The 24,721-nt window shown below is 64.3% G+C and carries 22 protein-coding genes; 6 read left to right on the top strand and 16 right to left on the bottom strand.

What is annotated here, in order from left to right; all coding sequences use genetic code 11:
• Window positions 1-128: 128 nt before the first annotated feature.
• From FHW92_RS16440 to FHW92_RS16410, 7 genes are all read right to left on the bottom strand, one after another.
• Window positions 129-1,346, bottom strand: coding sequence for an MFS transporter (locus FHW92_RS16440; RefSeq protein ID WP_168604353.1), 1,218 nt, complete (start codon window positions 1,344-1,346; stop codon window positions 129-131).
• A 21-nt stretch (window positions 1,347-1,367) separates the two neighbouring features.
• Window positions 1,368-3,242, bottom strand: a complete 1,875-nt coding sequence (locus tag FHW92_RS16435; protein ID WP_168604352.1) for a sugar phosphate isomerase/epimerase and 4-hydroxyphenylpyruvate domain-containing protein — start codon at window positions 3,240-3,242, stop codon at window positions 1,368-1,370.
• Window positions 3,239-4,120, bottom strand: a complete 882-nt coding sequence (locus FHW92_RS16430; protein WP_168604351.1) for a shikimate dehydrogenase — start codon at window positions 4,118-4,120, stop codon at window positions 3,239-3,241. The genes FHW92_RS16435 and FHW92_RS16430 overlap by 4 nt, the downstream gene beginning before the upstream one ends.
• A 148-nt stretch (window positions 4,121-4,268) precedes the next feature.
• Window positions 4,269-5,306: an agmatinase gene (speB, locus tag FHW92_RS16425; RefSeq protein WP_210428543.1), complete on the bottom strand. Its 1,038-nt coding sequence runs from the start codon at window positions 5,304-5,306 to the stop codon at window positions 4,269-4,271.
• A gap of 102 nt (window positions 5,307-5,408) precedes the next feature.
• Window positions 5,409-5,933, bottom strand: coding sequence for a helix-turn-helix domain-containing protein (locus FHW92_RS16420; protein ID WP_168604350.1), 525 nt, complete (start codon window positions 5,931-5,933; stop codon window positions 5,409-5,411).
• Window positions 5,934-6,149: 216 nt separating this feature from the next.
• The gene (locus tag FHW92_RS16415) at window positions 6,150-7,670 is read right to left on the bottom strand and encodes a hypothetical protein (protein WP_349237698.1); all 1,521 of its coding nucleotides are present in this window, start codon (window positions 7,668-7,670) and stop codon (window positions 6,150-6,152) included.
• 2 nt (window positions 7,671-7,672) lie between these two features.
• The gene (locus FHW92_RS16410) at window positions 7,673-9,112 is read right to left on the bottom strand and encodes a DUF4139 domain-containing protein (protein WP_246870206.1); all 1,440 of its coding nucleotides are present in this window, start codon (window positions 9,110-9,112) and stop codon (window positions 7,673-7,675) included.
• A 124-nt stretch (window positions 9,113-9,236) separates the two neighbouring features.
• On the opposite strand from FHW92_RS16410, the gene FHW92_RS16405 reads away from it, so the two are divergent.
• Both FHW92_RS16405 and FHW92_RS16400 read left to right on the top strand, forming a co-directional pair.
• Window positions 9,237-10,397 (top strand): DUF2157 domain-containing protein, encoded by a 1,161-nt coding sequence (locus FHW92_RS16405; RefSeq protein ID WP_168604349.1) that lies wholly within the window; start codon window positions 9,237-9,239, stop codon window positions 10,395-10,397.
• The gene (locus tag FHW92_RS16400) at window positions 10,397-10,954 is read left to right on the top strand and encodes a GDYXXLXY domain-containing protein (RefSeq protein WP_168604348.1); all 558 of its coding nucleotides are present in this window, start codon (window positions 10,397-10,399) and stop codon (window positions 10,952-10,954) included. The genes FHW92_RS16405 and FHW92_RS16400 overlap by 1 nt, the downstream gene beginning before the upstream one ends.
• A 21-nt stretch (window positions 10,955-10,975) precedes the next feature.
• On the opposite strand, the gene FHW92_RS16395 is transcribed toward FHW92_RS16400, so the two are convergent.
• Together FHW92_RS16395 and FHW92_RS16390 are read right to left on the bottom strand one after the other, a co-directional pair.
• On the bottom strand, window positions 10,976-11,992 hold the full coding sequence (locus tag FHW92_RS16395; RefSeq protein WP_168604347.1) for a winged helix DNA-binding protein: 1,017 nt from the start codon (window positions 11,990-11,992) through the stop codon (window positions 10,976-10,978).
• A 214-nt stretch (window positions 11,993-12,206) separates the two neighbouring features.
• Window positions 12,207-13,496: an adenylosuccinate synthase gene (locus FHW92_RS16390; RefSeq protein ID WP_168604346.1), complete on the bottom strand. Its 1,290-nt coding sequence runs from the start codon at window positions 13,494-13,496 to the stop codon at window positions 12,207-12,209.
• 311 nt (window positions 13,497-13,807) lie between these two features.
• On the opposite strand from FHW92_RS16390, the gene FHW92_RS16385 reads away from it, so the two are divergent.
• On the top strand, window positions 13,808-14,644 hold the full coding sequence (locus FHW92_RS16385) for an alpha/beta hydrolase (protein WP_246870224.1): 837 nt from the start codon (window positions 13,808-13,810) through the stop codon (window positions 14,642-14,644).
• Here the strand turns inward: FHW92_RS16385 and FHW92_RS16380 are convergent.
• Entirely contained in the window at window positions 14,641-15,384 is a 744-nt protein-coding gene (locus FHW92_RS16380; protein WP_168604345.1) for an SDR family oxidoreductase, read from the bottom strand. The genes FHW92_RS16385 and FHW92_RS16380 overlap by 4 nt on opposite strands.
• Before the next feature lie 87 nt (window positions 15,385-15,471).
• Between FHW92_RS16380 and FHW92_RS16375 the strand changes: the two genes are divergently transcribed.
• A complete protein-coding gene (locus tag FHW92_RS16375; RefSeq protein WP_168604344.1) occupies window positions 15,472-15,852 on the top strand; it encodes a helix-turn-helix domain-containing protein in 381 nt (126 codons plus the stop codon).
• Here FHW92_RS16375 and FHW92_RS16370 read toward each other — a convergent pair.
• From FHW92_RS16370 to FHW92_RS16360, 3 genes are all read right to left on the bottom strand, one after another.
• Window positions 15,849-16,967: an ATP phosphoribosyltransferase regulatory subunit gene (locus FHW92_RS16370; protein ID WP_168604343.1), complete on the bottom strand. Its 1,119-nt coding sequence runs from the start codon at window positions 16,965-16,967 to the stop codon at window positions 15,849-15,851. The two genes, FHW92_RS16375 and FHW92_RS16370, sit on opposite strands and share 4 nt — an antisense overlap.
• A gap of 345 nt (window positions 16,968-17,312) precedes the next feature.
• Window positions 17,313-18,905 carry a phosphoglycerate dehydrogenase gene (gene serA, locus FHW92_RS16365; RefSeq protein WP_168604342.1) on the bottom strand — a complete coding sequence of 531 codons (1,593 nt, stop codon included), beginning with the start codon at window positions 18,903-18,905 and terminating at the stop codon, window positions 17,313-17,315.
• Between the two features lie 77 nt (window positions 18,906-18,982).
• Window positions 18,983-20,110 (bottom strand): phosphoserine transaminase, encoded by a 1,128-nt coding sequence (locus FHW92_RS16360; protein WP_168604341.1) that lies wholly within the window; start codon window positions 20,108-20,110, stop codon window positions 18,983-18,985.
• 263 nt (window positions 20,111-20,373) lie between these two features.
• On the opposite strand from FHW92_RS16360, the gene FHW92_RS16355 reads away from it, so the two are divergent.
• Window positions 20,374-21,051, top strand: a complete 678-nt coding sequence (locus FHW92_RS16355) for an extensin family protein (protein WP_168604340.1) — start codon at window positions 20,374-20,376, stop codon at window positions 21,049-21,051.
• A gap of 83 nt (window positions 21,052-21,134) precedes the next feature.
• Window positions 21,135-21,980, top strand: coding sequence for a creatininase family protein (locus tag FHW92_RS16350; protein WP_168604339.1), 846 nt, complete (start codon window positions 21,135-21,137; stop codon window positions 21,978-21,980).
• A 21-nt stretch (window positions 21,981-22,001) separates the two neighbouring features.
• Here FHW92_RS16350 and FHW92_RS16345 read toward each other — a convergent pair whose 3' ends face one another.
• The 3 genes from FHW92_RS16345 to FHW92_RS16335 all read right to left on the bottom strand — a co-directional run bounded on the left by FHW92_RS16345 (window position 22,002) and on the right by FHW92_RS16335 (window position 24,718).
• On the bottom strand, window positions 22,002-22,751 hold the full coding sequence (locus tag FHW92_RS16345; protein WP_168604338.1) for a peptidase: 750 nt from the start codon (window positions 22,749-22,751) through the stop codon (window positions 22,002-22,004).
• A gap of 197 nt (window positions 22,752-22,948) precedes the next feature.
• Window positions 22,949-23,767 (bottom strand): transglutaminase family protein, encoded by an 819-nt coding sequence (locus FHW92_RS16340; protein ID WP_168604337.1) that lies wholly within the window; start codon window positions 23,765-23,767, stop codon window positions 22,949-22,951.
• Window positions 23,768-23,782: 15 nt separating this feature from the next.
• Window positions 23,783-24,718 (bottom strand): alpha-E domain-containing protein, encoded by a 936-nt coding sequence (locus FHW92_RS16335; protein ID WP_168604336.1) that lies wholly within the window; start codon window positions 24,716-24,718, stop codon window positions 23,783-23,785.
• Between the last annotated feature and the right edge of the window lie 3 nt (window positions 24,719-24,721).

The raw sequence follows: 24,721 nt of genomic DNA, 5'->3' as shown, positions 1-24,721 counted from the left end.
CTGCGTCTTCTCCCGATGCGCGGCCTCGGCTTTTGAGGCCTATTTTCTCTTGTCCCTTGATTAGGCGCTTTGGCGCGAGGCTGCTATTTCAATCCGCCGATGGGCAGCTATCCATGGCGTGAATAGGATCACACGTCCTTGCTGACCCCGGCGGCCGAAATGGCGGCGATCAGCAGCGGGCCGCAGAACAGGGCAAAGATCGCCACCAGCGGCCAGTGCTGACCCAGCGCCCAGCCGCCCAGCAGCGGGCCGGTAAACGCCCCGATCCGGCCAATGCCAAAGGCCCAGCCGATGCCCGTGGCGCGCACCGCATCGGGATAGACCTGCGCGGCCAGCGGATAGAGCATGTTGAAGCCCCCCTGAAGCGTCACGCCCATCAGAAAGGCCGAGGCCAGCACGCCCCACAGCGGCATCGACACGCCGCCAAAGAACAGGAACACGCCCGCCGTTGCCGCCAGCAGGACGCTGCACAGGCGGCGCACGTCATAATGGGTGCCCGCAATGCTCATCGCCACGGTTCCGGCAAAGGCACCGAAATTATAGATCGCGCTGGCGATGATCGCCTGCGTCTGGGGCAGGCCCGCCTCGATCGAGAGTTTGGTGATCCAGCTGGTGATGAAATAGAGCGCCATGAAGCCACAGATCGTGGCCACCCACAGGCGGATCGAATTGGCGCGCCGCGCGCCACTGACCACTTCGCCGATGCTGGCCCGTTGCCCCGATGCGCCCGCGTCCAATCCGGCGGGCAGGATGGCAAGGATCACCGGCACCAGCAGCGCCGAAACCGCCGCCGTGCCCAGCAGGACGCAATGCCAGCCAAAGATCGGGAGCGCCCATGCGGTCATGAAGCCGGTGAACATCGCCCCGATGGGATAGCCAGCCTGAAGCACGCCCACGGCGAAATTGCGGTGCTTGCGCGGGGCCACGCGCGCGGCGATGGCCGAAATGCAGGCCAGCACCGTGCCGATGCCAGTGCCGATGAAGAAGCGCACAAAAGCCAGTTCCAGCACCGAATGGGTAAAGCTGGACACCGCCATGGCCGCCGCCATCAGCGCCATGGCCAGCGCCACCATCCGCCGCCGCCCGAACCGGTCGGCCATGGGCGCAAGGCCAAGCCCCCCCAGCGCCATGCCCGCAAGGCCGGCGCTGAAGACAATGGCGAATTGCCCGGACGAGACGCCCCATTCATTCTGCAGCGAGGGCGCAATAAAGGAGACGACCAGCAAATCCATCCCATCGGCCATGTTCAGCGCAAAACACAGCACGACAATGCCCATCGCCTTGCGGGTCCAGCGGTCATCCGCCGTATCGAGCGCCGTATCAGACGCAGCGGAGACAAAGGCCATTGAGGGTCTATCCTTGGGAGGTCAGAATTGGACGGGATCGCGGTGAGCGGCCTGCGCGTTCAGGCGGATTGAGGCATTGGTCGCGCCATAGGCGTCATAGCCACGCCGCTCCACCACCTCGAAAAAGATGCGCTTGGCCACGGCCCGGCTGTAGAACTGGAAATATTCGCCCGCATCATCGCGGTCATAAAGGATGTTGTGTTCGGCCAGCCGGGTCACCAACACAGGCTCAAGGCCAAAGCGGGCCTCGAGATCCTCGTAATAATTGGGGCCGATGGCCAGGAAGGGCAGGCCCGCCGCCTTGGCCCGCGCGGCCACGGCAAAGATATCGTCGCAGACAAAGGCGATATGCTGGACCCCGGCGCCGAAGTAATTATGCAGAAAGCGGGTCGAGAGCGCATTGGCCGCCATCGAGCCGTTGAGCGTGAAGCGCACCGGTTTGGCCGCGTTCCGGCTTTCCACCGCCTGCGAATAGACGATGCCCATGGGGTCGGAGATTTCGAGCTGGGGCGTTTTGGCAAAATCGAACAGCGCGGTGTAATAGAGCAGCCAGCTCAGCATTTCCTCATATTGCATCGTCTGGGCGATATGATCGACGCGGGTCAGGCCGGTGGTGCCGGGCGCAGTGCTGCCCGGAAATTCCTGCGCCCACATATCCGCATCGGTGGCCGCATCGACCAGATAGAAGAGCGAGCCCCCCACCCCGCGCACCGCCGGGATCTGCCATTCATCGGGGGCGACGCTTTGGCTGAAACGGGGAATGTCGAGCGCTTGGGCTCGCGCAATGGCGGCGGATTGATCGGGCACGGCAAGGCCGATCGCGCAGACCGAACCGCCATGCACCATGTCGAAACTATGCGCGAGACCTTCAGGCTCGGAATTGATGACAAGGTTGATCCCACCCTGCTGCCAGCGCTCGACCTGTTTGGAACGGTGGCGGCCGGTGCGTTCGAAACCCAGCGCCTTGAAAATACCGGTGAACTCCTCGGCCTCGGCATGGCTGGCGGCAAATTCGATGAATTCGACGCCCATGGGGGCGATGGCGGCGGGCATTTCGGGCGTCCGCCCCAGCGCGCGCAAGGCGCCGTCATGCAGCACTTTCAACCCGCGCAGACCATCGCGCGCGACCTGACTGGCCGACCCTGCGCGGAACCGGTCATTGAAGATTTCAAGGCTCCAATAACCGTCATAGCCGATGCGCAGCAATTGCGCGGCAAATTCATCCAGCGCAAAATCGCCCTGGCCGGGCATACAGCGGAAATGGCGGCTCCAGTTGAGCAGGTCCATTTGCAGGCGCGGCGCATCGGCCCATTGCACGATGAACACCTTGTCGGGCCGGATATCGCCGATGCTGGCGCTGGGGATATTGCGCGAGAGCGAGTGGAAACTGTCGAGCGTCAGGCCGAGCGCGGGATGATCGACATCGCGCACAAGGCTCCACGCATCGCGGTGATCGTTGACATGCGTGCCCCATGCCAGCGCCTCATAGGCGATGCGCTTACCATGCTCGCCCGCGATTCCCGCGATGCGGGAAAGGTCGGCAAGAAGCGTGTCGCGATCCCCCGCCGCATGGGGGGCGCAGTTCGAGCAGAGCAGGACCAGATCGGTGCCGAGATCCTCCATCACCGCGAATTTGCGGCGCATACGCTCCTCGGCCCGCGTGCGCTGGTCGACGGGCAGGCCCTCGTAATCGCGGAAAGGCTGGAGCATCGCCACATCCAGCCCCAGATCGCGGCACATCGCCCCGATCTCAACCGCCGATTGCGGCGCGCTGAGCAGATCGTTCTCGAAAATCTCGACCGCCTGATAGCCCGCCGCCGCAATTGCATTGAGCTTCTCGGCTAGCGTGCCGCTGATGGAGATGGTCGCGATGGAGGAGCGAAACGGGGAGGTCATGCAGCCTGTTCTCCTGCAATATCCGCCAACAGACGCGCCAGCATCCGCTCCCGATCAGGAGCGATGCCGGTGATGTGGCGGATGGCTTCGGCCGCCTGTCCTACCACCATGGACACACCATTGGCCACCCTTTGCCCCTGCGCACGGGCGGCGGCCAACAGCTCTGTTTCCAAGGGGAAATAGATGATGTCGGTCAGCCATTGATCGGCGCGCATCAAGGCCGGATCAAACGGCACGCCCGGCAATTTGGCCATGCCGACGGGCGTTGCATTGACCACGCCCGCACAAGGGGCAATCGCCGCGCCCACATCCTGGGCCAGGGTAAAGCGGCAGGCCGGAACCGCCTGCGAAAGGCTGTCGGCCAGCCGCGCGGCTCGCGCCGCCTCGGGGTCGAACAGCACCACCTCCCCCGCGCCCAGTTGAGCCAGTGCCAGCGCGGTCGCGCTGCCCGCGCCGCCGGTGCCGATCTGGGCCACGCGGGCTCCGGCAATCGAGCCGAAAGCGCGTTCGACCAGCCATGAGAAACCGATCCAGTCGGTGTTCTCGCCGCGCACCCGCCCATCGCGAAACACCAGTGTGTTGACCGCGCCCAGCACGCGCGCCTCATCGCTCAATTCATCGCAATGGGCGATCACCTGCTGCTTGAAGGGAAAGGTCACATTGCCCCCCGAATAGCCGACATCGCGCATCAGGCGCACCGCCCGCCCCAGATCCTCATCCTCCCAGCCCATCACGTCGAAATCGAACAGGCGATAGGTCAGCGGCAAACCCAGCGCCCGCGCCTCGGCCTCATGGATCGCGGGTGAGCGGCTGGCGCCGATGCCCCGCCCGATCAGGCCGACAGCATGAGAGGAAACCGGAGAGGAAGCATGGGTCATGAAGCAATATCTCGGCAAAGAAAGGCCGGGAGGGCATGAGGCGCCCTCCCGGCTGTCATTGTAGGGAATACCTACGCCATAGTCATGATTAGGCGGCGATCGCAACGTCCCTCCGGCAAGTTCATGCCATGGTTGCACTGCCCATCGCCTAGGCGCGCAGCGCAACCAGACAAAGCAGTTGAAACAGCATCTGCGCCCCGGCCTGCGCGGTGATTGTGCCGGGGTCATATTCGGGTGCGACCTCGACCACATCACCGCCGATGATGTCGATGCCCGCCAGCCCGCGCAGGATCGCAATCGCCTCGCGCGTGGAAAGCCCGCCCACCTCGGGCGTGCCGGTACCCGGCGCAAAGGCGGGGTCAAGCGCGTCCACGTCAAAGCTGACATAGGTCGGCCCGTCGCCCACCACCTCGCGCGCCTTGGCGATGACCCAGTCGATGCCGCGTTGCTGCACCTCCTCGGCATGGATCACGGTCATTCCGCTGGCATGCGAAAATTCCCAGAGATAGGTCGCCCCGCCGCGAATGCCGATCTGGACGCAGCGGCGCGGGTCCAGCACGCCCGCCAGCACCGCCTCGCGAAACGGTGCGCTATGGTGAAAGCGGGTGCCTTCGTAAATGCCGCCGGTGTCGCAATGGGCGTCTATCTGGACCATGCCCATCGGTCCGCTGCGCTCGGCCAGCCCCTTCATGATCGAGCCCGTGATCGAATGATCGCCCCCCACCGACAGCGGCACCGTCCGCGTGCGCGCGATCATGCGATAGGCCGCCTCGATATCGGCATGGCAAGCGGCCAGATCATAGCGGCTGTTCATCGGCACATCGCCCAGATCGGCCACGCGCAGCATGTTCATCGGCGCGATGCGCAAGGCATGCTCATAGGGCCCGATCCGGTCCACCGCCCGCAAGGCGCGCGGGCCATAGCGCGCGCCGGGCCGATTGGTCACGCCCAGATCCATCGGCACCCCGATCAGCGCCACATCCAGCCCGCGCAGCAATTCGTAATTCAGCCCGCCCGCCATATAGGGCGCGCCCAGCAGCGTCGAAGGATTGGCAAAGGGCCAATGGCGCTTGTCACCATCCTTGAAATTCAGCCCGGCCACTTCGCGGAAATGGGGGTCATGCATATCGGCGCCCCCGGCCCCCGCGTATAATCGGCGCAATTCATCCAGATCGAGCGGCATCATTGTTCACCCCTGCTTTTTATAATGCAAAGATGAGCGCGCCGCCGCCGAAGCGGCAATCGCGCAAATGGCGTATTACCTTATCAGGGCCGCGTATTACGCCGATCAGCCCAGCTTGCGCCCGGCCTGAATCTTTTGCAGCAATTCCAGCGCCATGCCCATTTCCGCCTCGGTCAGCACCCCGGCAAAGGCGTTCTCGATAGGCACCACCACCTTTTGCGCCTCGACCAGCGCGGTCTTGCCCGCTTCGGTGATGAACAGGCCCTGCGCACGCCGGTCGCTCTCGATGCTTTCCAGCACCAGCAGGTTCTTGCGCGTCAGGCTGGCGATCATCTGGTGGATGGTGGCGCGGCGCATGCGGAACAGGCGGGCAAGCTGGGATTGCGTAACGCCCGGATTGGCCTGAACCAGCCAGAGGATCGAGGTCTGCTTGGGCGTCAGGTCCATCAGCCGCAGCGCCGGATCAAGGTCGAACGAGAGCGCCGCATAGGCAATGCCCAGATTGAAGCCCAGCAGGCTTTCCAGTCCGGCCGTGTTGATGGCGCCCGCCAGCCCGTCGGTCTCGGGCGCGTCGGTTTCGGCAACGTCAATATCGTTCAGCCGGCGGCGAGGAGCGCGAGTGTCGAGCACGGCGGGGGAACCTTTCTGGGTGGTAGTGCCAATGACTGTATGGAATATATACAGATTGCACGCCAATGCCAATTTGTGCAGGTGCACGCAAGGCTTTGCGCCGGTTTTGCGCCTATTTTGCAGATGCAAAAGACGCACAAAGCCTTGCGGTTTGCGCGGAGTTTTCACCCAATTGGTCCGGTCAGGCCAAAAAGCCGATGCTTTTCAAAGCGTCTTTCAGCGCGGCAACTGCAATCGATAGCTTAGGCTGACCTTGCCCCCCGCCGGGATCGTCACCGCCCAAAGCGGATGCCCGTCCTGCCGCCCCAGCTTTGCCGAGGCGGAAATCACCCGTGCGCCATCGGGCAGCAATTGCTGCGATTCGAAATGCACCGGCCAGCGGTTGGCATTGCGCGCCGTGGCGGTGATCATTTCCACCCGATCATTGATCCGCCGCGTCCTGCTTTCCAGCCGCACCTGTGGCGAGGCACCGATCTCGACATTGACCGTCTCGCCCACGGCCTTGTCCTCCATCGCGCCCTCGCCCACCGGCAGCGCAGCCGCGCCCACCTGCTGCACCACCGCCATCCCGCCCGCAGGCAAGGCAAGCCCCAGCCCGTCGACCTTGCGATTGGCCATGCGCAGCCTGATGCGCGCCTGCTGGCTCTCGCCATCTTCGGCGCCCACATCGACATCGGCGCGGTGGATCAGGCCCAATTTTACCCGCCGCGCCGCCATCAGCGCCACCTGCTTTTGCGAATGAGCGGTCACATTGGTGGGCATCGGCACGCGATAGAGCCGCAGATCGCCCAGCACTTCCTCTTTCACCACCACCGGTGGGGCCATCCGTTTGTTCCCCGTGACCACCACATCGGCCATCATCGCTACCGCCGGCGCAGGGACCGGAGCCGACAGGATCGGCGGGGCCGCCATTTCCTGCATCACCGGCGAAAGCCGACAATGCAGCACCAGTTCCTGCGCCTCCTCCGGCTGCTCGCGGCTCTCCTCAAACTTCGGCTTGCCGCCCACCACGGCGGCCTGCGCCTGGGCAAATCCGGTGGTGTCGCCATTGGCCAGCGTGACCCAAGCTGTCATTTCCGCATTTTGCGCGCCGGGGGCCAGTTTGACGACATAATGCGCCTGCCAATCAAAGCCCCAGGCCAGATAGGTCAGCCGCACCCGCGCCTTTTGCGCCGAGGCCGCATGGGTGGCGATGGACAGCGTAGGCCGCGCATTCAGCCCTTCGGGCAGGCCATCATAGGCAATCGCATCCTTGAGGCCCCCGCAATTAGCGATCTCGAAACCGGCCTTGGTCTGAACGATCGCCGCGCCATCGGGGGCCGAACGGATGATCGCCTCCTCCTCGCGGATATGCCCCTTCGCGTCGGTGCGGCGCAGCGTCACCGGGCGGCCAAAGGCGCGGGCGTAGAGATTGCGCGGCGAGAGCAGCTCGGCATCGAGGTTCTTTTCCGAAACCCCCGCGCCCAGCCCTTCGACCAGCGCGGTTTCGGCCAGCATACCCGCCGCCACGCCCTCGAAGCGGATCGTGGCATCGCCCGCCGGGATCGCCACCTCGCGCTCCTCGGAAATCAGCGCATAACCGCCCAGCCATGCCGGATTGATCGCATCGGCCACGCCGCGATCGGGCGCGCGATAGATGGTCACGGCCACACGGACCGGGCCGGATGATGTCACCACCTGCTGCGCCGCTAGGGGCGCGGCGGCCATCAGGGCCGCGCCCAGCACAATCGGCCGCACGATCAATACCGCGCGTCGATCTGGGCGGTCAGATTGACCGAGCCTTGCGCAGGGATGGTGATCTTCCAGACCCGCTCATCGGCATTGCGCATCTCGCCCTTGGCGCTTTCGGCCGAAACGCGCGTGTCATGCCATCCGCGATCCAGCCCCGCCTGCACCACCTCGACCGTCACCGGCACCGCGCGCGCATTGGTCAGGCGATAGGCCATATGGGTGCGCCAATAGGTCTTGGGCGCGTCGACCGAAACGGTCTCGGCCTTGCCGTCGCGGGTGATGCGGTATTGGGCCACGCGCTCCCATTCGGCGCCGTCGATCTTCTCGCGCTTTTCCACGGTGGGCTGGATCTTCACATCAAACGCCTCGCCGGTTTTGAGCGCGAGGGTCGATCCCATCGGCGTGTGGCCGATATTGTCCTCGCCCACGAATTGCGGCGCGCCGGACGCATCGCGCATATAAACGCGCACCGTGCCCGCAGGCAGCGCATCGCCAAGGCCGCCCTCGCGCGCATTGGAAAAATTGATGACGCTGGCAAAGCTCTGCGCCTCGTCATTGGTGGCTGCCCAAGCGTTGCGATACCAATAGGACTTGGTCGCGCTGGCGCCCTTCACGTCCAGAAAGCTGACCTGTTTTTGCTGCGCCTGCGCCAGCGTGGTGGGATTGGCGATGGGGTAGAGGTAGAAATCGCCCACCTGTTCACGCGCCGCGGCCTGCGTGCCGACGATGCCCACGGGCCGGGCCGGGCGGAAACGGGGCTGCTCCGCGCCATCGCCCCCCCCACCATCGCCAACCGCGCCCGCCACCAGCAGCAATTTGGCCGCCGGATAGGTCGTGCCGCTGGTGTTGTTCAGCGTGACCCAGCCCTGCACATCCAGCTTGCCCGCCTTTTCGTCATACATGGCCACATAGTCGGCCTTCCAACTGAACCCGCGCGAGAGATAGGACAGCGTCACCGGCCTCCTGCCCCCCTGCGCCGCATCCAGCGTGACCGAAAGCGTGGGCCGTGCTTTCAGACCCTCCGGCAACTGGTCGAACACCAGCCGCGCATCCATATCACCCAGCACCTCGATCCGGTTGCCGATCTGGACCAGCGTGCCGTTATTATTGGCCAGGATCGTGCCGCGCTCGGTGGTTTCCACGCCCGTGGCGCGGTTGGTGCGGATGATCGTCACCGCCTGCCCCACGCCCTTGTCCACCAGCCTTTCCGGGCTGAGCAGATCGTAATCGAAATTTTGTTCGACCACGGCCGCGCCGGGCGCGGCAATCGTCACCGTCTCGGGCCGGATCTGGGCCGAAACATCGGCAAAATCGGTCAAGGCCCGCCCCTTGGGCAAATCCAGTTGCCGCACATCCTGAACCAGCGCCAGATCATTGTTATAAATCGTGATCGCCACCTGACCCTGCGCATTGACCGGGGCTGCATAGGCGCCCGACGCATAAGTCATCGCGCCCAACAACAAAGGCGCCCAATTTGCCGCCCGCCGCTTCATCATCGCAATGCCCCTTCTCGCCATAAACCTGTGTGCCAAGTTAGCTTGACCTTTACTGATGCCATAGCATGATGATTTTATGGCTGAACGCAAACTGAAGGCATGGGTGGCGGCGGGATTGATCGACGCGGCCGCCGCCGACCGCATCCGCGCATGGGAGGCGCAACACAGTCGCCCGGTCGCGCTCTGGGCGGTGGTGGGGCTGGCCGCGCTGTCGATAGGGCTTGGGATCATCTCTTTGGTGGCGGCCAATTGGGCCGCGATCCCGGGCGAGACGCGCCTTGCGCTCCATGCCGCGCTGATGGTCGGGTTGGCGGCGGCGCTCTGGGCGCTCCTGGCGCAGGGGGGCGATACGGCGCGGCGCTGGGCCGAGGTGGGGATTTTCGTCTTTGCCGCGCTGGGACTGGGCTTCATCGGCCATCTGGGGCAAGTCTATCAGACCAGTTCGCCGACATGGATGGCCATCGGCCTGTGGCTGGCGCTGTTTGCGCCGCTGCTGCTGGGCGGGGGTCAGGGCTGGCTATCGGCCGCGCTGCTGGCGGGAGGATGCATCGCGCTGCCCTGGATGCGTTTTGGCGATCCGGCGCTGGGCTTTTCCGGCGGTCAGGCCGGGCCGGGCGTGATCCGGGGCGCGATTGAATGCGCGCTTCCGGTGGCGCTGACGCCGCTATCGGCCTTGATGCTGGGCGGTTCTGCGCGCGGCGGCTTCTGGTTGCGGCTGGGCCAGATCGGCTTTGCCTATGCCATTGCGGCTGTCAGCCTGTTCGTGATCGCCTCGGGCTTTGGCGATTGGGGTCATGGCCATTGGGCGGGCGATCCGCAGGGCAATGTGGATACGGCGCTGGTGGCCGTCGCCGGGGTGCTGGGGCTGGCAGGGCTCGCGCTTTGGCAATCGGACCGCACGGTGCAGGGCGCGGCGGGCGCGGCGGTTTTTGCCATGCTGGCACTGGCCATGTTGGCGGCGGATCGGCTGAGCGGTCATGGTTTGGCGATGGGCCTGTTGTTCATGGTGCTGTGGGCCGGGCTGGCGGGGGCGGCGCTCCACGCGCGGGCGCGCTGGGCCTTTCAGATGGCGGTCGCGGTGGTTGCGCTGCGGCTGATCATTCTGGCGTTTGAAGAGGCGGGCGGATTGTTGGCCAGCGGCGTCGGGCTGATCCTTGGCGGGGTGCTGGTGCTGGGCGTGGCCTGGGGCGCACTGCGGATCTCGCGCCGGTTTGCCCCGGCGCGGGGAATCGCCTGATGCGTGGCCTGTTGCGGACATTGGCCATCATGCTGCCGCTGGCGGGCCTTGCCTACACTTGGCACGCCACGCGGCAATCGGCGGCGCAGGGCGTCGAATGGGATGTGGCCGTCACCGGCTATGATCCGCGCGACCTGCTACGCGGGCATTATATTCGCTTCACCTATGTCTGGCCTGATGACAGCCTGACAACACCGATACCGGGCTCCGTCACCGATGAAGCCTCCTCGGCAACCCGACTGTGCATCGAAGGCGAGGCCCCGGCCATCCGCCGCACGACACGGATGACCGATGAGGATCAGGCCGGGGATTGTCAGGGCATAGCCCGCACAGCAAACCCCGGCCCCCATCCCGGCCCGATGGCGCCGGGCCAAATCTCGAGCGTTCCGCGCGAAGGCCGCCTGTTCGTGCCGCAAAGCGAAGCGGCCGGGCTGGAACGCGCGCTGGCCGATCCGGCGCAGCAGGCGATCCTGCGCTTTCGCCTGAAGCCCGACGGGGAAATCATCCCGCTGCGCCTGAGCTTTCAACCCAAGCCGGCGGCCGGCGCGCAGCCTTGAGGCAGGGAGCGGATAGCCCCCTTACACCACGCCCACCCGGCCCGCCGAATTGCCAAGATCAGCAAAATAGCCCGCCATCGCATCGGCGGCCTTGTCGGTCAGGGTGATGAAGGCGCGGCGGCGATCCGATTCATCCTCGATCCGCTTGAGCAGCCCCGCCTCGGTCATCTGGCCGATCCAGCGCAGCGCAGTGGTGGGCGGCACGCTGGAAGCGATGCACAGGCTCGTGACCGACACTTTGGTCTTTTCTACATGAGCGGCGGTCAGGTCGAGCAGCATGTCCCATGCCGGATCGGCAAACAGATCGCCGTCAAAGAAACGCGCGCGCATCTGGCGCTGGCGGATCACGCGGCGGACCATGCGCGGATCGGGCATTTCCGGGCGCTGCTGGGCCACCTGCCGGTCGCCCGGGGCATCCTTGCGCGCAGGGTCAAAGCGGAAGGCCGAGGCGGCCTGAGCCGGGACGGTCTGGGCCGCCGCGCCGATGCCGGGGGTCAGCGTGTTCAGCCGCTCGCCGATCTGCGTGACCTGTTCGGTCAGGCGCAGCAGCACCATGCGATCCTCGTCCGACAATTCGCGCACGCGCTTCGCCGGCATCCGCGCCATCACCTGACCCAGCGCGATCAGGCGTTCGGCCCGGCTGGGATCAACCAGAATCTGCGGCCCGGACTGATCAAGGCAACCGAACACATCGTCAAGCGCATTCACACTGGTCGACACCACCAGCGCCGCGCCCGTCTGGCCCGCGCGCAGATCCAGCCGCGAAAGCGCCGCCATCACCTCGCCATCGACCACCGGGCAATCGAGCAGTACGACATCGCCCAGCGGCATCGCCTCGCCCGAGAGCAGGCGGGCAATCGGGCTGGCCTCGGCCAGGCGGAAACCGGCGCCCTCGGCATCCTCGCGCATCTGATCGCGCAGATAGGGCCGGTCGGCAAAGATCGAAACCTTAAGACGCAGGCCCGAAACATCATGGCCCGAGCCATAGGAGAAATCATCGGCGACATCCGAAAAACCGGCATAGGGCGCATTAAGCATGATATCCGACTCCGTCTTTCAAGTTCCCAGTAGGAATACCTAGAACCTAGAACAAAGCGGAACACCGTCAAGATCAAAAATGGAACATTTAGAAAACATCCAAGAACAGATCATCCGTTTTGGAGGCAATTGCCGCGCCCACCGCAAACGAAAAGGCCGCCCGGTCGCCCCATAAAGGCGGCCGGGCGGCCCAATCAAACCCTTGGAATCATTATCAATCGATAAAGGGATCGCGCACCAGAATCGTGTCCTCACGCTCGGGGCTGGTCGACACCAGCGCAACCGGCGTCTCGATCAATTCCTGCACGCGCTGGATGTACTTGATCGCCTGCGCGGGCAGATCGGCCCACGAACGCGCCCCGGCAGTCGTACCCTGCCAGCCATCCATTTCTTCGTAGATCGGCTCAACAGCGGCCTGATCGGCGGCGTGCGAAGGATAGTAATCCAAAACCTTGCCCCGCAGACGATAGCCGGTGCAGATCCGCACCTTGTCAAACCCGTCGAGAACGTCGAGCTTGGTCAGCGCAATGCCGGTTACGCCCGAAATGGCGCAGGATTGGCGCACCAGCACCGCGTCAAACCAGCCGCAGCGACGCTTGCGGCCCGTGACGGTGCCGAATTCATGGCCGCGCTCGCCCAGACGCTGGCCCACTTCGTCCTCCAGTTCGGTCGGGAACGGACCCGAGCCGACGCGAGTCGTATAGGCCTTCACAATGCCCAGCACGAAACCGGCCGAGGACGGACCCATGCCCGAGCCGCTGGCCGCCGTGCCCGACACCGTGTTCGAGCTGGTCACAAACGGATAGGTGCCATGATCCACGTCGAGCAGCACGCCCTGCGCGCCTTCGAACAGCACGCGGGCGCCAGCCTTCTTCACCGTGTTCAAACGCTTCCACACCGGCTCGGCAAATTGCAGCACGAAGGGCGCGATTTCCTTGAGCTCGGCGATCAACGCCTCGCGGTCCACCGCAGGCTGACCGAAACCGGCGCGCAGCGCGTCGTGGTGGGCGCAGAGGCGGTCAAGCTGGGCATCGAGCGAATCGAGATGCGCCAGATCGCACACACGGATCGCGCGGCGGCCAACCTTGTCCTCATAGGCCGGGCCGATGCCGCGACCGGTGGTGCCGATCTTGCCCGCGCCCGCCGCCGTTTCGCGCAGACCATCCAGATCGCGGTGCATCGGCAGGATCAGCGGGCAGTTTTCGGCAATCGCGAAATTTTCGCGGTTGATCACCACGCCCTGCGATTCCAGCTTCTCGATCTCGGCCTTGAGCGCCCAGGGGTCGAGCACCACGCCATTGCCGATGATCGAGAGCGTGCCGGTCACGATGCCGCTGGGCAGCAGCGAGAGCTTGTACACCTTTTCGCCCACGACCAGCGTGTGGCCCGCATTATGGCCGCCCTGAAAGCGCACCACCACATCGGCGCGGCTGGCCAGCCAGTCGACGATCTTGCCTTTGCCCTCGTCGCCCCACTGGGCGCCGACAACGGTCACATTTGCCATGGATAGAATCCCTCACCCTGCCAAGTAAATCCGGAAGCGCCCTTCGACAGGACTCGGCGCAGCGGATGGGACGATGGGGCGCGATTCCCGAAGGAAAGCCCCCGATTTCGACCGCGCCGTTAGCCAGACTGATGCGCGCCGTCAATGGCCTTGGCGCGCGCGATGGGTTATGGGGAAAAAAGCATCCCACAGAACAAGGATCCTGCCTCATGGCATCTTCCCTTCGCCGCATGATCGGCGGCCTGAGCATGATGGCCATGGTGGCCGTTTCGGTGCCCGCGCAATCGCAATTGCTGATGGGCGCGATGATGATGCGCCGCATGGCGCGCGCCGCGCACAAAGGGGCGCCCGCCCCGGCCGCCCCCGCGCATCAGACCATCGCCTATGGCGCCGATCCGATGCAGAATCTGGACTTTACCCCGCTCGCCGCGAGCGGAGGCAAGGCGCCGCTGGTGGTCTTTGTCCATGGCGGCGGGTGGACGCAGGGCAACAAGGACAATGCGACGGGCGGGTGGAAAGCTCCGCATTACATGTCGCTGGGCTATGCCTTTGCGTCCATCAACTATCGCCTTGTGCCGCAGGTGGGCGTCGAGGATGAGGCGGGCGATGTGGCGGCGGCTTTGGCGCGGCTGATCGCGGATGCGGATCGGCTGGGGATAGACCGGCACCGCATCGTGCTGATGGGCCATTCGGCGGGCGCGCATCTGGTGGCGCTGCTGGGCACGGATGAACGCTATCTGGCGCGGGTCGGCCTTTCGCAGGGGGATCTGGCGGGCGTCCTGCCGATTGACGGGGCGGCCTATGATGTCCCCTCGCAAATGGCCGCGGCGGGGGCCTATATGCTGGGGCGGTACAAGCAGGCCTTTGGCGATGATCCCGCCCGCCAGCGCTCTCTCTCGCCTTTGACTTATGCCGCAGCGCCCAATGCCTCGCGCTTTCTCTTCATCAATGTTCAGCGCGAGGATGGGCTGGCGCAGGCCAAAGCTCTGGCCGAGGCGCTGCGCCGCGCGGGGGCGCAGGTCGAGACGCAGAGCTTTGACGGGCGCGGGTTGCAGGGGCATGTCGAGATCAACCGTCGTCTGGGCGATCCCGACTATGCCGCAACGCCGGTGGTGGACCGCTGGTTAAAGGGCGTGTTCGGCGTTTAATGCGCGTTGATCATGGCGATGGTCTGGTCCAGCCGCCCCTCGATCTCGGCGCGGCGCAGGAATTGCACGCGCTCGACATTGATCTCGGCCGGGGTGGGGGTTTGCGCAAACAGGCCCATCACCTCGTCGATAAAGTCGGTCAGCGGCAGATAGCCCTCGCGCGTGGCCTGCCCCGGCGTCAGGTCGGTCTGCACGGCGGGCGGGGCCAGTTCGATCACCTCGACCCGCCCGGCCAGCAGCGCGCGCAGGGCCAGCGTATAGGAATGAAGCGCGGCCTTGGTGGCGTTATAGGTGGGCGTGGAGAGCAGCGGCACAAAGGCCAGCCCCGAGGTGACATTGACGATGGCCGGGTTGGCCTGCGTTTTCAGATGGTCGATCAAGGCATCGGTCATGCGGATCGGGCCAAGCAGGTTGGAAGTGATCATGCCTTCCGCATCGGACAGGTCGCGGGCGCCGGTCGCATCCTCGAAACGCATGATGCCAGCATTGTTGATAAGCACGTTGAGCGCGGGATAGGCCGCGATGATCGCCTGCGCGGCGCGGGCAATGTCGGCCGGATCGTCAATATTCAGCGCAAAGCCCGCCATGCCGGGATTGGCCGCGATGATCTCGTCGATCAGGGCCTGACGCCGTCCGGCGATGATGACCTGATTGCCTTGTGCATGAAACCTCTCGGCCAGGGCGCGCCCGATGCCCGAGGTGCCGCCGGTGATGAGGATGGTGTTGCCGCTGGTCTGCATGGAATGTCTCCTTTTGGGGTGCGACACTCCATTTACGCCTTCGCTCTCCCGATTGAAGAAGGCACCTGAAATATTTATACTTACCCGATGGAGAGTAACTATCCCCCAAGTGATCCGCGCGTTGATGCGCTCGTCAACGAATTGATCGGCCGTGTGGCCGACAAATGGACGCTGCTTATTCTGGAAGTGCTGGAGGAAGGCGGCGTTCTGCGCTTTACCCAGATCGGGCGCGCCGTGCCGGGCATCAGCCAGAAGATGCTGACGCAGACCCTGCGCGCGATGGAGCGCGACGGGCTGGTGACGCGCACCATCCACCCGGTCATCCCGCCGCGCGTCGATTATGAACTGACGCCGCTGGGCCATAGTCTGAGCGCCGCATTCTGCGGGGTCTGGCAATGGGCCGAAGCCCATCTGGAGGAGGTGGAAGGCGCGCGAAGCCGCTTCGACGCCCTCCTCAGCGCAGATTAAAGCGCGACCACCTCGCCGCCCTCAAGCCGGTGGGTGGCGCCCAAGGTTGCCGCATCGCAGGCATCGCCCAGCGCCGCCACCGTGCGCCAGCCCACTGCCCGCAGCCGCGCCGCCGCGCCCGTATCATGGCCCAGCGGCAGGAACAGCAGATCGCGCGGCGCCTCATGCGCGGCCAGCGCCGTAATCAACGGATCGGGATAGAGCGAGAAACCCACCGCCGGTTCGGCCGGTTCGCCCAGAATCGAATAGGACCCGCCACGCGCCACCGCGCCGCGCACCCCATCGGCAAAGATCTGGAAGCCAAACCAGCTCTGATATTCAAACCCATGCCGCTCGGTCGGGTCCAGCGTCATGCGCACACCGGCAGGCAGGCGCGCCGCAATCTGGCGCAGCGCGGCGATGCGCTCGTCGAGCACCTCGCCCAAAGCGAGCGCCTCAAGGCGGGCAATCGCGGCGTCCAGCGGCCCGGTGGCGTGGATCAGCGGCAGGTATGCCGCCCCGCCCTCGGTCACCAGCGCGCCCGCATCCTTGGCGTCCAGTTCGCGGCGGACAGCATCCAGTTGCGCAGACGTCAACGGCCAAGGGCCAGCGGCCAAGGCATCGACCAGACCCGGCATCGTGAAATCGACCGAAATTCCAGTGGCGCCTGCCGCCTGAAGCGCCTCGATGGCCACCGCCACCACCTCGCCCGCCGCCGCCGTGCCCGCATGGCCGATCAGCTCGGCGCCGATCTGCAAACGCTCACGCGTGGGGTCGAGGCCATCACCCTTGATCGCCGTCACCTGCCCGGCATAGGCCAGACGCAGCGGGCGCGGGGCATCCTTCAAACGCGTCACGGCAATACGACCCACCTGCGGCGTGATATCGCTGCGCAGCGCCATCATCCGCAGGGACGAGGGATCAATGAAGCGCACCATGCGCCGCGTCTCGATGCCCGCCATGCGACTGGCCAAGGAGCGCTCGAACTCAACCCCCGGCGGCTGAACCCGGTCATAGCCATGGCTGTCCAGCACATCCATGATCGCGCGCGTAATGCGCGTCGCGGCCGCCGTATCCTGCGGCAGTCGGTCTTCCAGGCCCTCGGGCAGCAAATCGCGGGTTTCGGTGTCCATCATGGGGCGGGCTTTAGCGGGGGTTTGGCATTTTAGGAAGGCAGAATAGATGCGAGGGACTCGTCCCTCGCGCTCCCATTACTGTCTGCGTTGCGGGTCGGGTTCGGCCAATGGGTGTCAGACGCGTCGTTGGAATTTCTAAAGCCTGCGGCGCATTTTCCGCAACTTCGCCGCGCCGCAGGCTTTCAAACCAATCGTGCGAACACCCCCGCCGAACCTTAGCGCAACCCCATAATGGGATTGCAAAGGGCCCCCGCCCTTTGCCCGCCGGAGGCAAATTCCCAAAGAAAAAGGGCGGAAGCCTCATCCGAGACCCCCGCCCTAATCCTTCAAACCCTAACGTTCAGATCAGAACGCCAGTGCCTTGGCACGCTTCACGCCGGGCAGTTTGCCTGCGGCTTCGAGCACGTCGCCGGCGACCGGGCTGTCGACCGAGAGCAGCAGGACCGCCTCGCCGCCGGCTTCGCGGCGACCGAGGTTGAACGTGCCGATGTTGATGCCGTTTTCGCCAAGGAGCGTACCGATGCGGCCGATGAAGCCGGGGGCGTCTTCGTTGACGATATACATCATGTCGCCGGTCAGTTCGGCTTCAACCTTGATGCCGAACAGTTCGACGAGGCGCGGTTCGGCGTTCGAGAACAGCGTACCGGCCACCGAGCGTTCGCCCGCTTCGGTCTTGACCGAGACGCGGATGAGCGTGTGGTAGTCACCGGTCTTTTCAGTCTTCACTTCGCGCACTTCAAGGCCGCGTTCCTTGGCGAGGAACGGAGCGTTGACCATGTTCACCGTGGCCGACTGAACGCGCAGGAAGCCGCAGAGAACAGCCGCTACGATGGGCTTGGCGTTGAGTTCGGTCGCCGCGCCTTCGGTGTGGATCGAGATGCGAGCCACGGCCGAGGGGGTGAGCTGGCCCACGAGGCTGCCCAGCTTTTCAGCCAAAGCCATGTAGGGACGCAGCTTGGGAGCTTCTTCAGCCGAGAGCGAAGGCACGTTGAGCGCATTGGTCACGCCGCCGGTGGTCAGGTATTCGCCAAGCTGTTCAGCAACCTGGAGCGCCACATTGACCTGAGCTTCGGTGGTCGAAGCGCCAAGGTGCGGGGTGCAGATGAAGTTCTTGGTGCCGAACAGCGGCGATTCCTTGGCCGGTTCGGTCTGGAACACGTCGAGAGCGGCGCCCGCAACATGGCCCGAATCCAGAGCGTCCTTGAGAGCCGCTTCGTCGATCAGGCCGCCACGGGCACAGTTGACGATGCGCACGCCCTTCTTGGTCTTGGCCAGATTCTCGCGGCTCAGGATGTTCTTGGTTTCAGCCGTCAGCGGGGTGTGCAGCGTGATGAAGTCAGCCTTGGCCAGCAGCGTGTCGAGGTCGGCCTTTTCCACGCCCATTTCCACGGCGCGCTCGGGCGTCAGGAACGGATCGTAAGCGACGACCTTCATGCGCAGACCCAGCGCGCGCGAAGCAACGATCGAACCGATGTTGCCCGCGCCGATCAGGCCGAGCGTCTTGCCGGTGACTTCCACGCCCATGAAGCCGTTCTTCGGCCACAGGCCCTTCTGGGTCTGCTCGTTGGCTTCGGGGATCTGGCGGGCCAGAGCGAAGATCATCGCGATGGCATGTTCGGCGGTGGTGATCGAATTGCCGAAAGGCGTGTTCATCACGACAACGCCCTTGGCGCTGGCATAGGGGATGTCCACGTTATCCACGCCGATACCGGCGCGGCCGATGACCTTCAGATTGGTGGCGGCGTCGAGCACTTCCTTGGTCACGCGGGTGCTCGAACGGATGGCCAGACCATCATAGTCGCCAATGCGGGCGATCAGCTGTTCGGGGGTTTCGCCGGTGATGACGTCCACATCGCAGCCCATTTCGGTGAAAATGCGGGCGGCGTTGGGGTCCATCTTGTCCGAAATAAGGACGCGGGGCTTGCGAGTCTCGGTCATGGGAATCGTATCCTCATGTGAATGGGGGAAAATGGCGGGGACGACTTGAGCGCGTCCCCGCAAAAAATCAGCTTGGTTTAGCCAGCCTTGACGGTGGCGTAGGCGTAATCCAGCCAGGGACCGAGGTCTTCGATATCCTCGACATTGACCGTGGCGCCGCACCAGATGCGAAGACCAGCAGGCGCATCGCGATAGCCCGCGATGTCATAGGCGGCATCCGCCTTTTCCAGCACAGCGGCAAACTTCTTGATGAAGTCAGCGTCCGCGCCTTCAACGCTCAGGCACACCGAGGTCTTCGAACGGGTCGCCTCGTCGGCGGCCAGATGCGAGAGCCACGAACGCTCTTCAACGATCTTGTTCAGCGCGGCGGCATTGGCGTCGCTGCGAGCCTGAAGACCCTTCAGACCGCCCAGATCCTTGGCCCATTCCAGCGCGAAAATCGCGTCTTCCACGGCCAGCATCGAGGGGGTGTTGATGGTTTCGCCCTTGAACACGCCTTCGGCCAGCTTGCCCTTCGACACAAGGCGGAACACCTTGGGCAGAGGCCATGCGGGGGTGTAGGTTTCAAGGCGTTCAACAGCGCGGGGGCCGAGGATCAGCACGCCATGGCCGCCTTCGCCGCCCAGAACCTTCTGCCAAGAGAAGGTGGCGACGTCGATCTTCGACCAGTCGATGTCGTAAGCGAACACCGCCGAGGTGGCGTCAGCGAAAGACAGACCTTCACGGTCGGCGGGGATGAAATCGGCGTTAGGAACGCGCGCGCCGCTGGTGGTGCCGTTCCAGGTGAACAGCACGTCATTGGTCCAGTCGATCGTGTTCAGATCGGGGATCTGGCCATAATCGGCGCGGATGATCGTGGGGTCCAGCTTGAGCTGCTTGGCAACGTCGGTGACCCAACCCTCACCGAACGATTCCCATGCAAGCGTGGTGACGGGCTTGGCGCCCAGCATGGTCCACATCGCCATTTCGAAAGCGCCCGTGTCCGAACCGGGCACGATGCCGATGCGGTGCGTTTCAGGGAGCTGGAGAATTTCGCGCATCAGATCGATGCAATAGGCCAAACGCGTCTTGCCGATCTTCGCGCGGTGCGAACGGCCCAGCGACTCGGTCGCGAGCTTGGCGAGATCGTAGACAGGCGGCTTGGCGCAGGGCCCCGACGAGAAAAAGGGGCGAGCCGGCTTCTTAGCCGGAACTTGGATAGTCATGTAGTCTCTCCTTACAGAGAGCACGCGCGGCGTTGGGACCGCGTGGCCCGCCGGCCGCTCTAGAGATCGGCGCGGAACAGTCAAGCAGACTTTTTTGCAACAGATGCGAAAATTTTCCATTGGCCGTGAAGAATTTCGCGCCAATCCGGCAAAAATGCGGCATTTTCCTGCGTAGGCGCCGCATACTTCAACCCGATGATAAACCTCGTTTTAACCACGCGCCATTACCTAGTATCCGGCCGCCACAGGGTTCATCACGCCATATGGAACAGCCCCCTCGTTCAACATTGCTGGTCGCGCTGGCGCTCTGCCTCACGCTGGGCGGATGCGGCGGGGCCATTCCCGACACGCCCCACCGCGCCCGGCCGCAAGCCACCATCGCCTATCAGCCCATCCGCCCGGACGAGGGGCAATGCCTGTCCGACCTTGGCGCCAAGGCTGCCGGTTTCACGCCCCTGCCCGACCAATATTACGGCGCGGGATGCGCGACCTTCAACGCGGTGCGTCTGGCCAGCCTGTCGGGCGACAGCCAATCCTTCAACATTTCCAATCTCGGCCCTGTCACCTGCCCGCTGGCCAACACCTTTGCCGGATGGGCGCGATTCGGGGTGGACCGCGCCGCCCGCGCGATTCTGGGCAGTCCGCTGGTGCGCATCGAAACCATGGGCAGCTACAGTTGTCGCAACGTGGCGGGCACCGACAAGCGCAGCGCTCATGCCACCGGCAATGCCATCGACGTGGCCGCCTTTGTACTGGCCGACGGGCGGCGAATCACCGTGCTGAACGGCTGGAATTCGCCCGATCCGGCCGAGCGCGAATTTCTGCGCACCGTTCATCAATCGGCCTGCCGCCGCTTTGGCACCACTTTGGGGCCTGATTTCAATGCCGCCCATCGCAATCATTTGCATGTGGACCTGATGAACAACGGCATCTGTCGTTAAACGGGACGGCCGTTAACCATCGTCCAGCTTGACAATGGGGTGCCTCCCTCCAATCTGAACCGCTGTTCGGGAGGGTTTGGGCCATGTTTCGTCAATCAATCGCCGTCCGCCGTTGGGCCTGCGCACTGGGTATGGTTGCTTTGGCGGCCCCTCTGTCGGCGGCCCCGCGCATCATCCCGCGTGCGCCCAGCGTCTGGCTCGATGACTATACCACCGCCGAGCTCAAGAGCCGAATAGACAAGGGTTGCCCGGTGGTTATCGTGTTCAGCGGCGGCACTGAAGAGACCGGCCCCTATCTGGCGCTGGGCAAACATGCCGCGCGCATCCGCGCCTATGGCGAGGCTATTGCCCGCAATGTGGGCGATGCGCTGATCGCGCCGGTGCTGCATTATGCGCCCAATCCGCCCTATATGACGCCCTTTCCCGGCACGATCAGCCTGCGCCCCGAGACATTTGCCGCCGTTAACGAAGATGTGGCCCGCAGCCTTATCAATGGCGGTTTCCGCCGGATCGCGCTGATGAGTGAACATGGCCCCAGCCAGAAGCCGCTGGCCGAAGTCGCGGCCCGCCTCAATGCCGAATTTGCCGACAAGGGCGCGCAGGTCTTCTACATTTCCGACGGTTATACCCGCGCCCGCCGCGAGATCGAGGCCGCCATCCGCGCCGAGGGCAAGGTGGGCGGCGGCCATGGCGGATTGTGGGATACATCCGAAACGCTGGCGGTCGATCCCTCGCTGGTGCGCCCTGGCCCCTATCTGCCCGGCACAATCGACAATGACGGCAACGGGCCAGTCAACGCATTGGGCTATTCGGGCGACCCCACCGGGGCCAACGCGCGCATCGGCCACGAATTTGGCGCGATGCGCGTGCGTCTGGCCAGCGCGGAATTGAGCGCGGCACTCAAATCCGCCGGAGCTTGCCGGAAATAACGCGCCTGCCGGAAATGAGGATCAACCCTGCGCGGCGTGAAACGGAAAGTCCGGCAACCCGTCAAGCGCAGCCTTGAGGCTGTCGCTCCAGCTGGCCGAGATCACGCGATACCACGAATCATTGGCCTCGATCCGGCGCTCATACTTGATGCCCAGATCGTCGCGCCCGATCACCACCAGATCCAGCGGCATACCCACCGACAGATTGGCCTTGAGCGTCGAATCGAAGCTGACCATCAGCAGCTTGACCGCATCCTCGAAGGCCATCTTGCGGTCATAGCCGCGCAGGATGATCGGGCGGCCATATTTTGTCTCGCCGATCTGGAAAAAGGGCGTGTCGAGCGTCGCCTCGATGAAATTGCCCTCGGGATAGATCATGAACAGACGCGGCTCCTGCCCCTCGATCTGTCCGGCCAGAATCAGCGTCGCGCCAAATTGCCCGGCCGCCTGCGGGCCGACATCGGCGTCGCGCTCGGCAATCGTCTCGCGCAGCGTCTTGCCCACGATGCCCGCCATCTGAAACATGGTCGAGGCCTCCAGCACGCAATTGTGCCGCTCGCTGGGCAGTTTGAACCGTTCCTCAATCTTGGAAACAACCGCCTGGGTTGTCGCCAGATTTCCGCTGGTCATCAGCGCCACGACCCGCTCGCCCGGCACTTCCCAGTGAAACAGTTTGCGGAAGGTGGAGATGTTGTCGACACCCGAATTGGTGCGGGTGTCGCTCATCAACACCAGCCCGGCATCCAGCATCATGCCAACACAGTAGGTCACTTTCTTCCCCTCGGGCGCCGGATACAGCGCGAAATGTAGCGCAAAACCCGCGCGAATCCTTAAAGTCGCGGTTGCACAAAATTAGACCTCCCCGTCAAGGGAAGATGGCCTTGATGGCCGACCCTATGGCAAAATGCCAAGCATCCCGTCACCGCTCCCCTGCGTAGGCTCCTATAGGCCGAATGCGCGCAAAGGGCTTACTGTTCCACCACCTGCTGCTGAGCCACCTGCACCGCCACGGACAGCACCGCCGCGCCCCCGCCCTGCGCCATGCTGGTGACAGGCGCGGCATCGCGGTAATCCGCGCCCACGGCCAGGCGCACATAGGTGTCATCCGGGCAGGTGTCATTGGCCGCATCAAAGCCCACCCAGCCCAGCCCCGGCACATGCACCTCGGCCCAGCCATGGCCCGCATCCTGATCCACGCGCCCCTCGATCACCAGATAGCCCGAGACATAGCGCGCAGGCAGGCCCATCAGGCGCGCAGCCGACATGAACACCTGCGCATGGTCCTGACACACGCCCTTGCCGGTGGCCAAAGCGGCCTCGGCCGTGGTGGCCGCACCGGTATGGCCCGCCTCATAGACCACCGCCTTGTTCACCGCCGCCATCAGATCATGCAGCACGGCAATCGTATTGCTGCCGTCATCGCTGAATTTCGCCGCCAGGGCGCGGATCTTCGGCCCCGGCTTGGTCAATTCGGTGGGATTGGCCAACCGCCAAAGCGGCATGAAGCCGGTATGCGTGCCCACCACGCCCGCCTTGTCATAGGTTTCGATCATCCCCTGCCCGGTGATCGTGATCTCGCCATTGCCCGTGCCCAGCGAGATCAGCGAGACGAGATTGCGGTTGTGATCCTCATACGAGCATTCAATCGCCCCGCCCTGAACCGACAATTGCCAGCCCAGCACCTTTTGCATCGCGCAATCGCGCGGGGTCAGGCGCAGGCGTTGCACCCCATGCCAGACCGGCTGGTCAAAGCGGTAATGCGTCTGGTGCTGGATCGAGATGCGCATAAGCTGGCTCCGGGCCTATTCGGTGAAACGGTAATCGGCGGCGATGGCATCGGCCACCAGACGGTTGGTGGCGAGGAATTCGGTGATAAATTCATGCAGGCCATGTTCGAAAATATCGGTGATCGTGGTCTTGCCCAGCCTGTCGCTGGCCTCTTTCTGCATCCGATAGGCGGCCGTTTCCTGATGATAATCGCGGCACAGCCATTCCATATTGCTGGTCAGTTTACGCAGGCAATAGGTCAGGCTGCGCGGGAAACGCCCGTCGAGGATGAGGAATTGCGCAATCCCCTTGGGATCAAGCGCGCCTGCATGAAGCCAGCGGAACGCCCGCTCGCCCGCGACGCTGCGCAGCACCATTTCCCATTGCGCATTGTCCAGCCGCGACCCCACCCAGGCGGCCGAGGGCAGCAGCACATGGTATTTCACGTCCAGAATGCGCGCCGTATTATCCGCCCGCTCCAGATGGGTGCCGATGCGGGCAAAGTTGAAAATGTCATTGCGCAGCATCGTGCCTTCCATCGCGCCGCGCACGCTGGTGGCCTGTCGGCGGATGACATCCAGCACATGGCCCAGATCGGCCTCCTTGACCGGCTTGGCCAGCAGCGACTGAAGCTGCATCCAGCTTTCATTGGTCACTTCCCAGACCTCGCGGGTGATGGCGGTGCGCACCATGCGCGCGTTCGTGCGCGCGGCCTCCATCATGGACAGCACACTGCCCGAATTGCCCGCCCCGCGCAGCAGCCAATTGGTGATGGCAGGCCCCGACATATCGCCGGTATAGCCATCATCCATGCCCAGCGTGACCAGCACGGAGCGCCATTCATCACTGGCCACCGTATTGCCGCGCGTCAATGCCATGCGAAAACCGGCGTCGAGCAAGCGCGCGGTGTTCTCGGCACGCTCCAAATAGCGCGCCATCCAGAAAATGCCCCAGGCGGAACGTCCCAACATATC

This window comes from Novosphingobium sp. SG707 (genome assembly GCF_012275515.1).
Lineage (GTDB): Bacteria > Pseudomonadota > Alphaproteobacteria > Sphingomonadales > Sphingomonadaceae > Novosphingobium.
The sequence above is the reverse complement of the archived record's forward strand: the minus strand, read 5'-3'. Positions and strand labels throughout refer to the sequence as shown.

Excerpts from the sequence above, each read along its gene's own strand:
- FHW92_RS16405 (WP_168604349.1), top strand. The coding sequence starts at position 9,237 with ATGGCTGAACGCAAACTGAAGGCATGGGTGGCGGCGGGATTGATCGAC.
- FHW92_RS16335 (WP_168604336.1), bottom strand. The coding sequence starts at position 24,718 with ATGTTGGGACGTTCCGCCTGGGGCATTTTCTGGATGGCGCGCTATTTG.
- FHW92_RS16400 (WP_168604348.1), top strand. The coding sequence starts at position 10,397 with ATGCGTGGCCTGTTGCGGACATTGGCCATCATGCTGCCGCTGGCGGGC.
- speB (WP_210428543.1), bottom strand. The coding sequence starts at position 5,306 with ATGATGCCGCTCGATCTGGATGAATTGCGCCGATTATACGCGGGGGCC.
- FHW92_RS16350 (WP_168604339.1), top strand. The coding sequence starts at position 21,135 with ATGTTTCGTCAATCAATCGCCGTCCGCCGTTGGGCCTGCGCACTGGGT.
- FHW92_RS16375 (WP_168604344.1), top strand. The coding sequence starts at position 15,472 with ATGGAGAGTAACTATCCCCCAAGTGATCCGCGCGTTGATGCGCTCGTC.
- FHW92_RS16390 (WP_168604346.1), bottom strand. The coding sequence starts at position 13,496 with ATGGCAAATGTGACCGTTGTCGGCGCCCAGTGGGGCGACGAGGGCAAA.
- FHW92_RS16385 (WP_246870224.1), top strand. The coding sequence starts at position 13,808 with ATGCGCCGCATGGCGCGCGCCGCGCACAAAGGGGCGCCCGCCCCGGCC.
- FHW92_RS16360 (WP_168604341.1), bottom strand. The coding sequence starts at position 20,110 with ATGACTATCCAAGTTCCGGCTAAGAAGCCGGCTCGCCCCTTTTTCTCG.
- FHW92_RS16430 (WP_168604351.1), bottom strand. The coding sequence starts at position 4,120 with ATGACCCATGCTTCCTCTCCGGTTTCCTCTCATGCTGTCGGCCTGATC.
- FHW92_RS16435 (WP_168604352.1), bottom strand. The coding sequence starts at position 3,242 with ATGACCTCCCCGTTTCGCTCCTCCATCGCGACCATCTCCATCAGCGGC.
- FHW92_RS16340 (WP_168604337.1), bottom strand. The coding sequence starts at position 23,767 with ATGCGCATCTCGATCCAGCACCAGACGCATTACCGCTTTGACCAGCCG.
- FHW92_RS16440 (WP_168604353.1), bottom strand. The coding sequence starts at position 1,346 with ATGGCCTTTGTCTCCGCTGCGTCTGATACGGCGCTCGATACGGCGGAT.
- FHW92_RS16410 (WP_246870206.1), bottom strand. The coding sequence starts at position 9,112 with ATGACTTATGCGTCGGGCGCCTATGCAGCCCCGGTCAATGCGCAGGGT.
- FHW92_RS16370 (WP_168604343.1), bottom strand. The coding sequence starts at position 16,967 with ATGATGGACACCGAAACCCGCGATTTGCTGCCCGAGGGCCTGGAAGAC.
- FHW92_RS16355 (WP_168604340.1), top strand. The coding sequence starts at position 20,374 with ATGGAACAGCCCCCTCGTTCAACATTGCTGGTCGCGCTGGCGCTCTGC.
- FHW92_RS16395 (WP_168604347.1), bottom strand. The coding sequence starts at position 11,992 with ATGCTTAATGCGCCCTATGCCGGTTTTTCGGATGTCGCCGATGATTTC.
- serA (WP_168604342.1), bottom strand. The coding sequence starts at position 18,905 with ATGACCGAGACTCGCAAGCCCCGCGTCCTTATTTCGGACAAGATGGAC.
- FHW92_RS16380 (WP_168604345.1), bottom strand. The coding sequence starts at position 15,384 with ATGCAGACCAGCGGCAACACCATCCTCATCACCGGCGGCACCTCGGGC.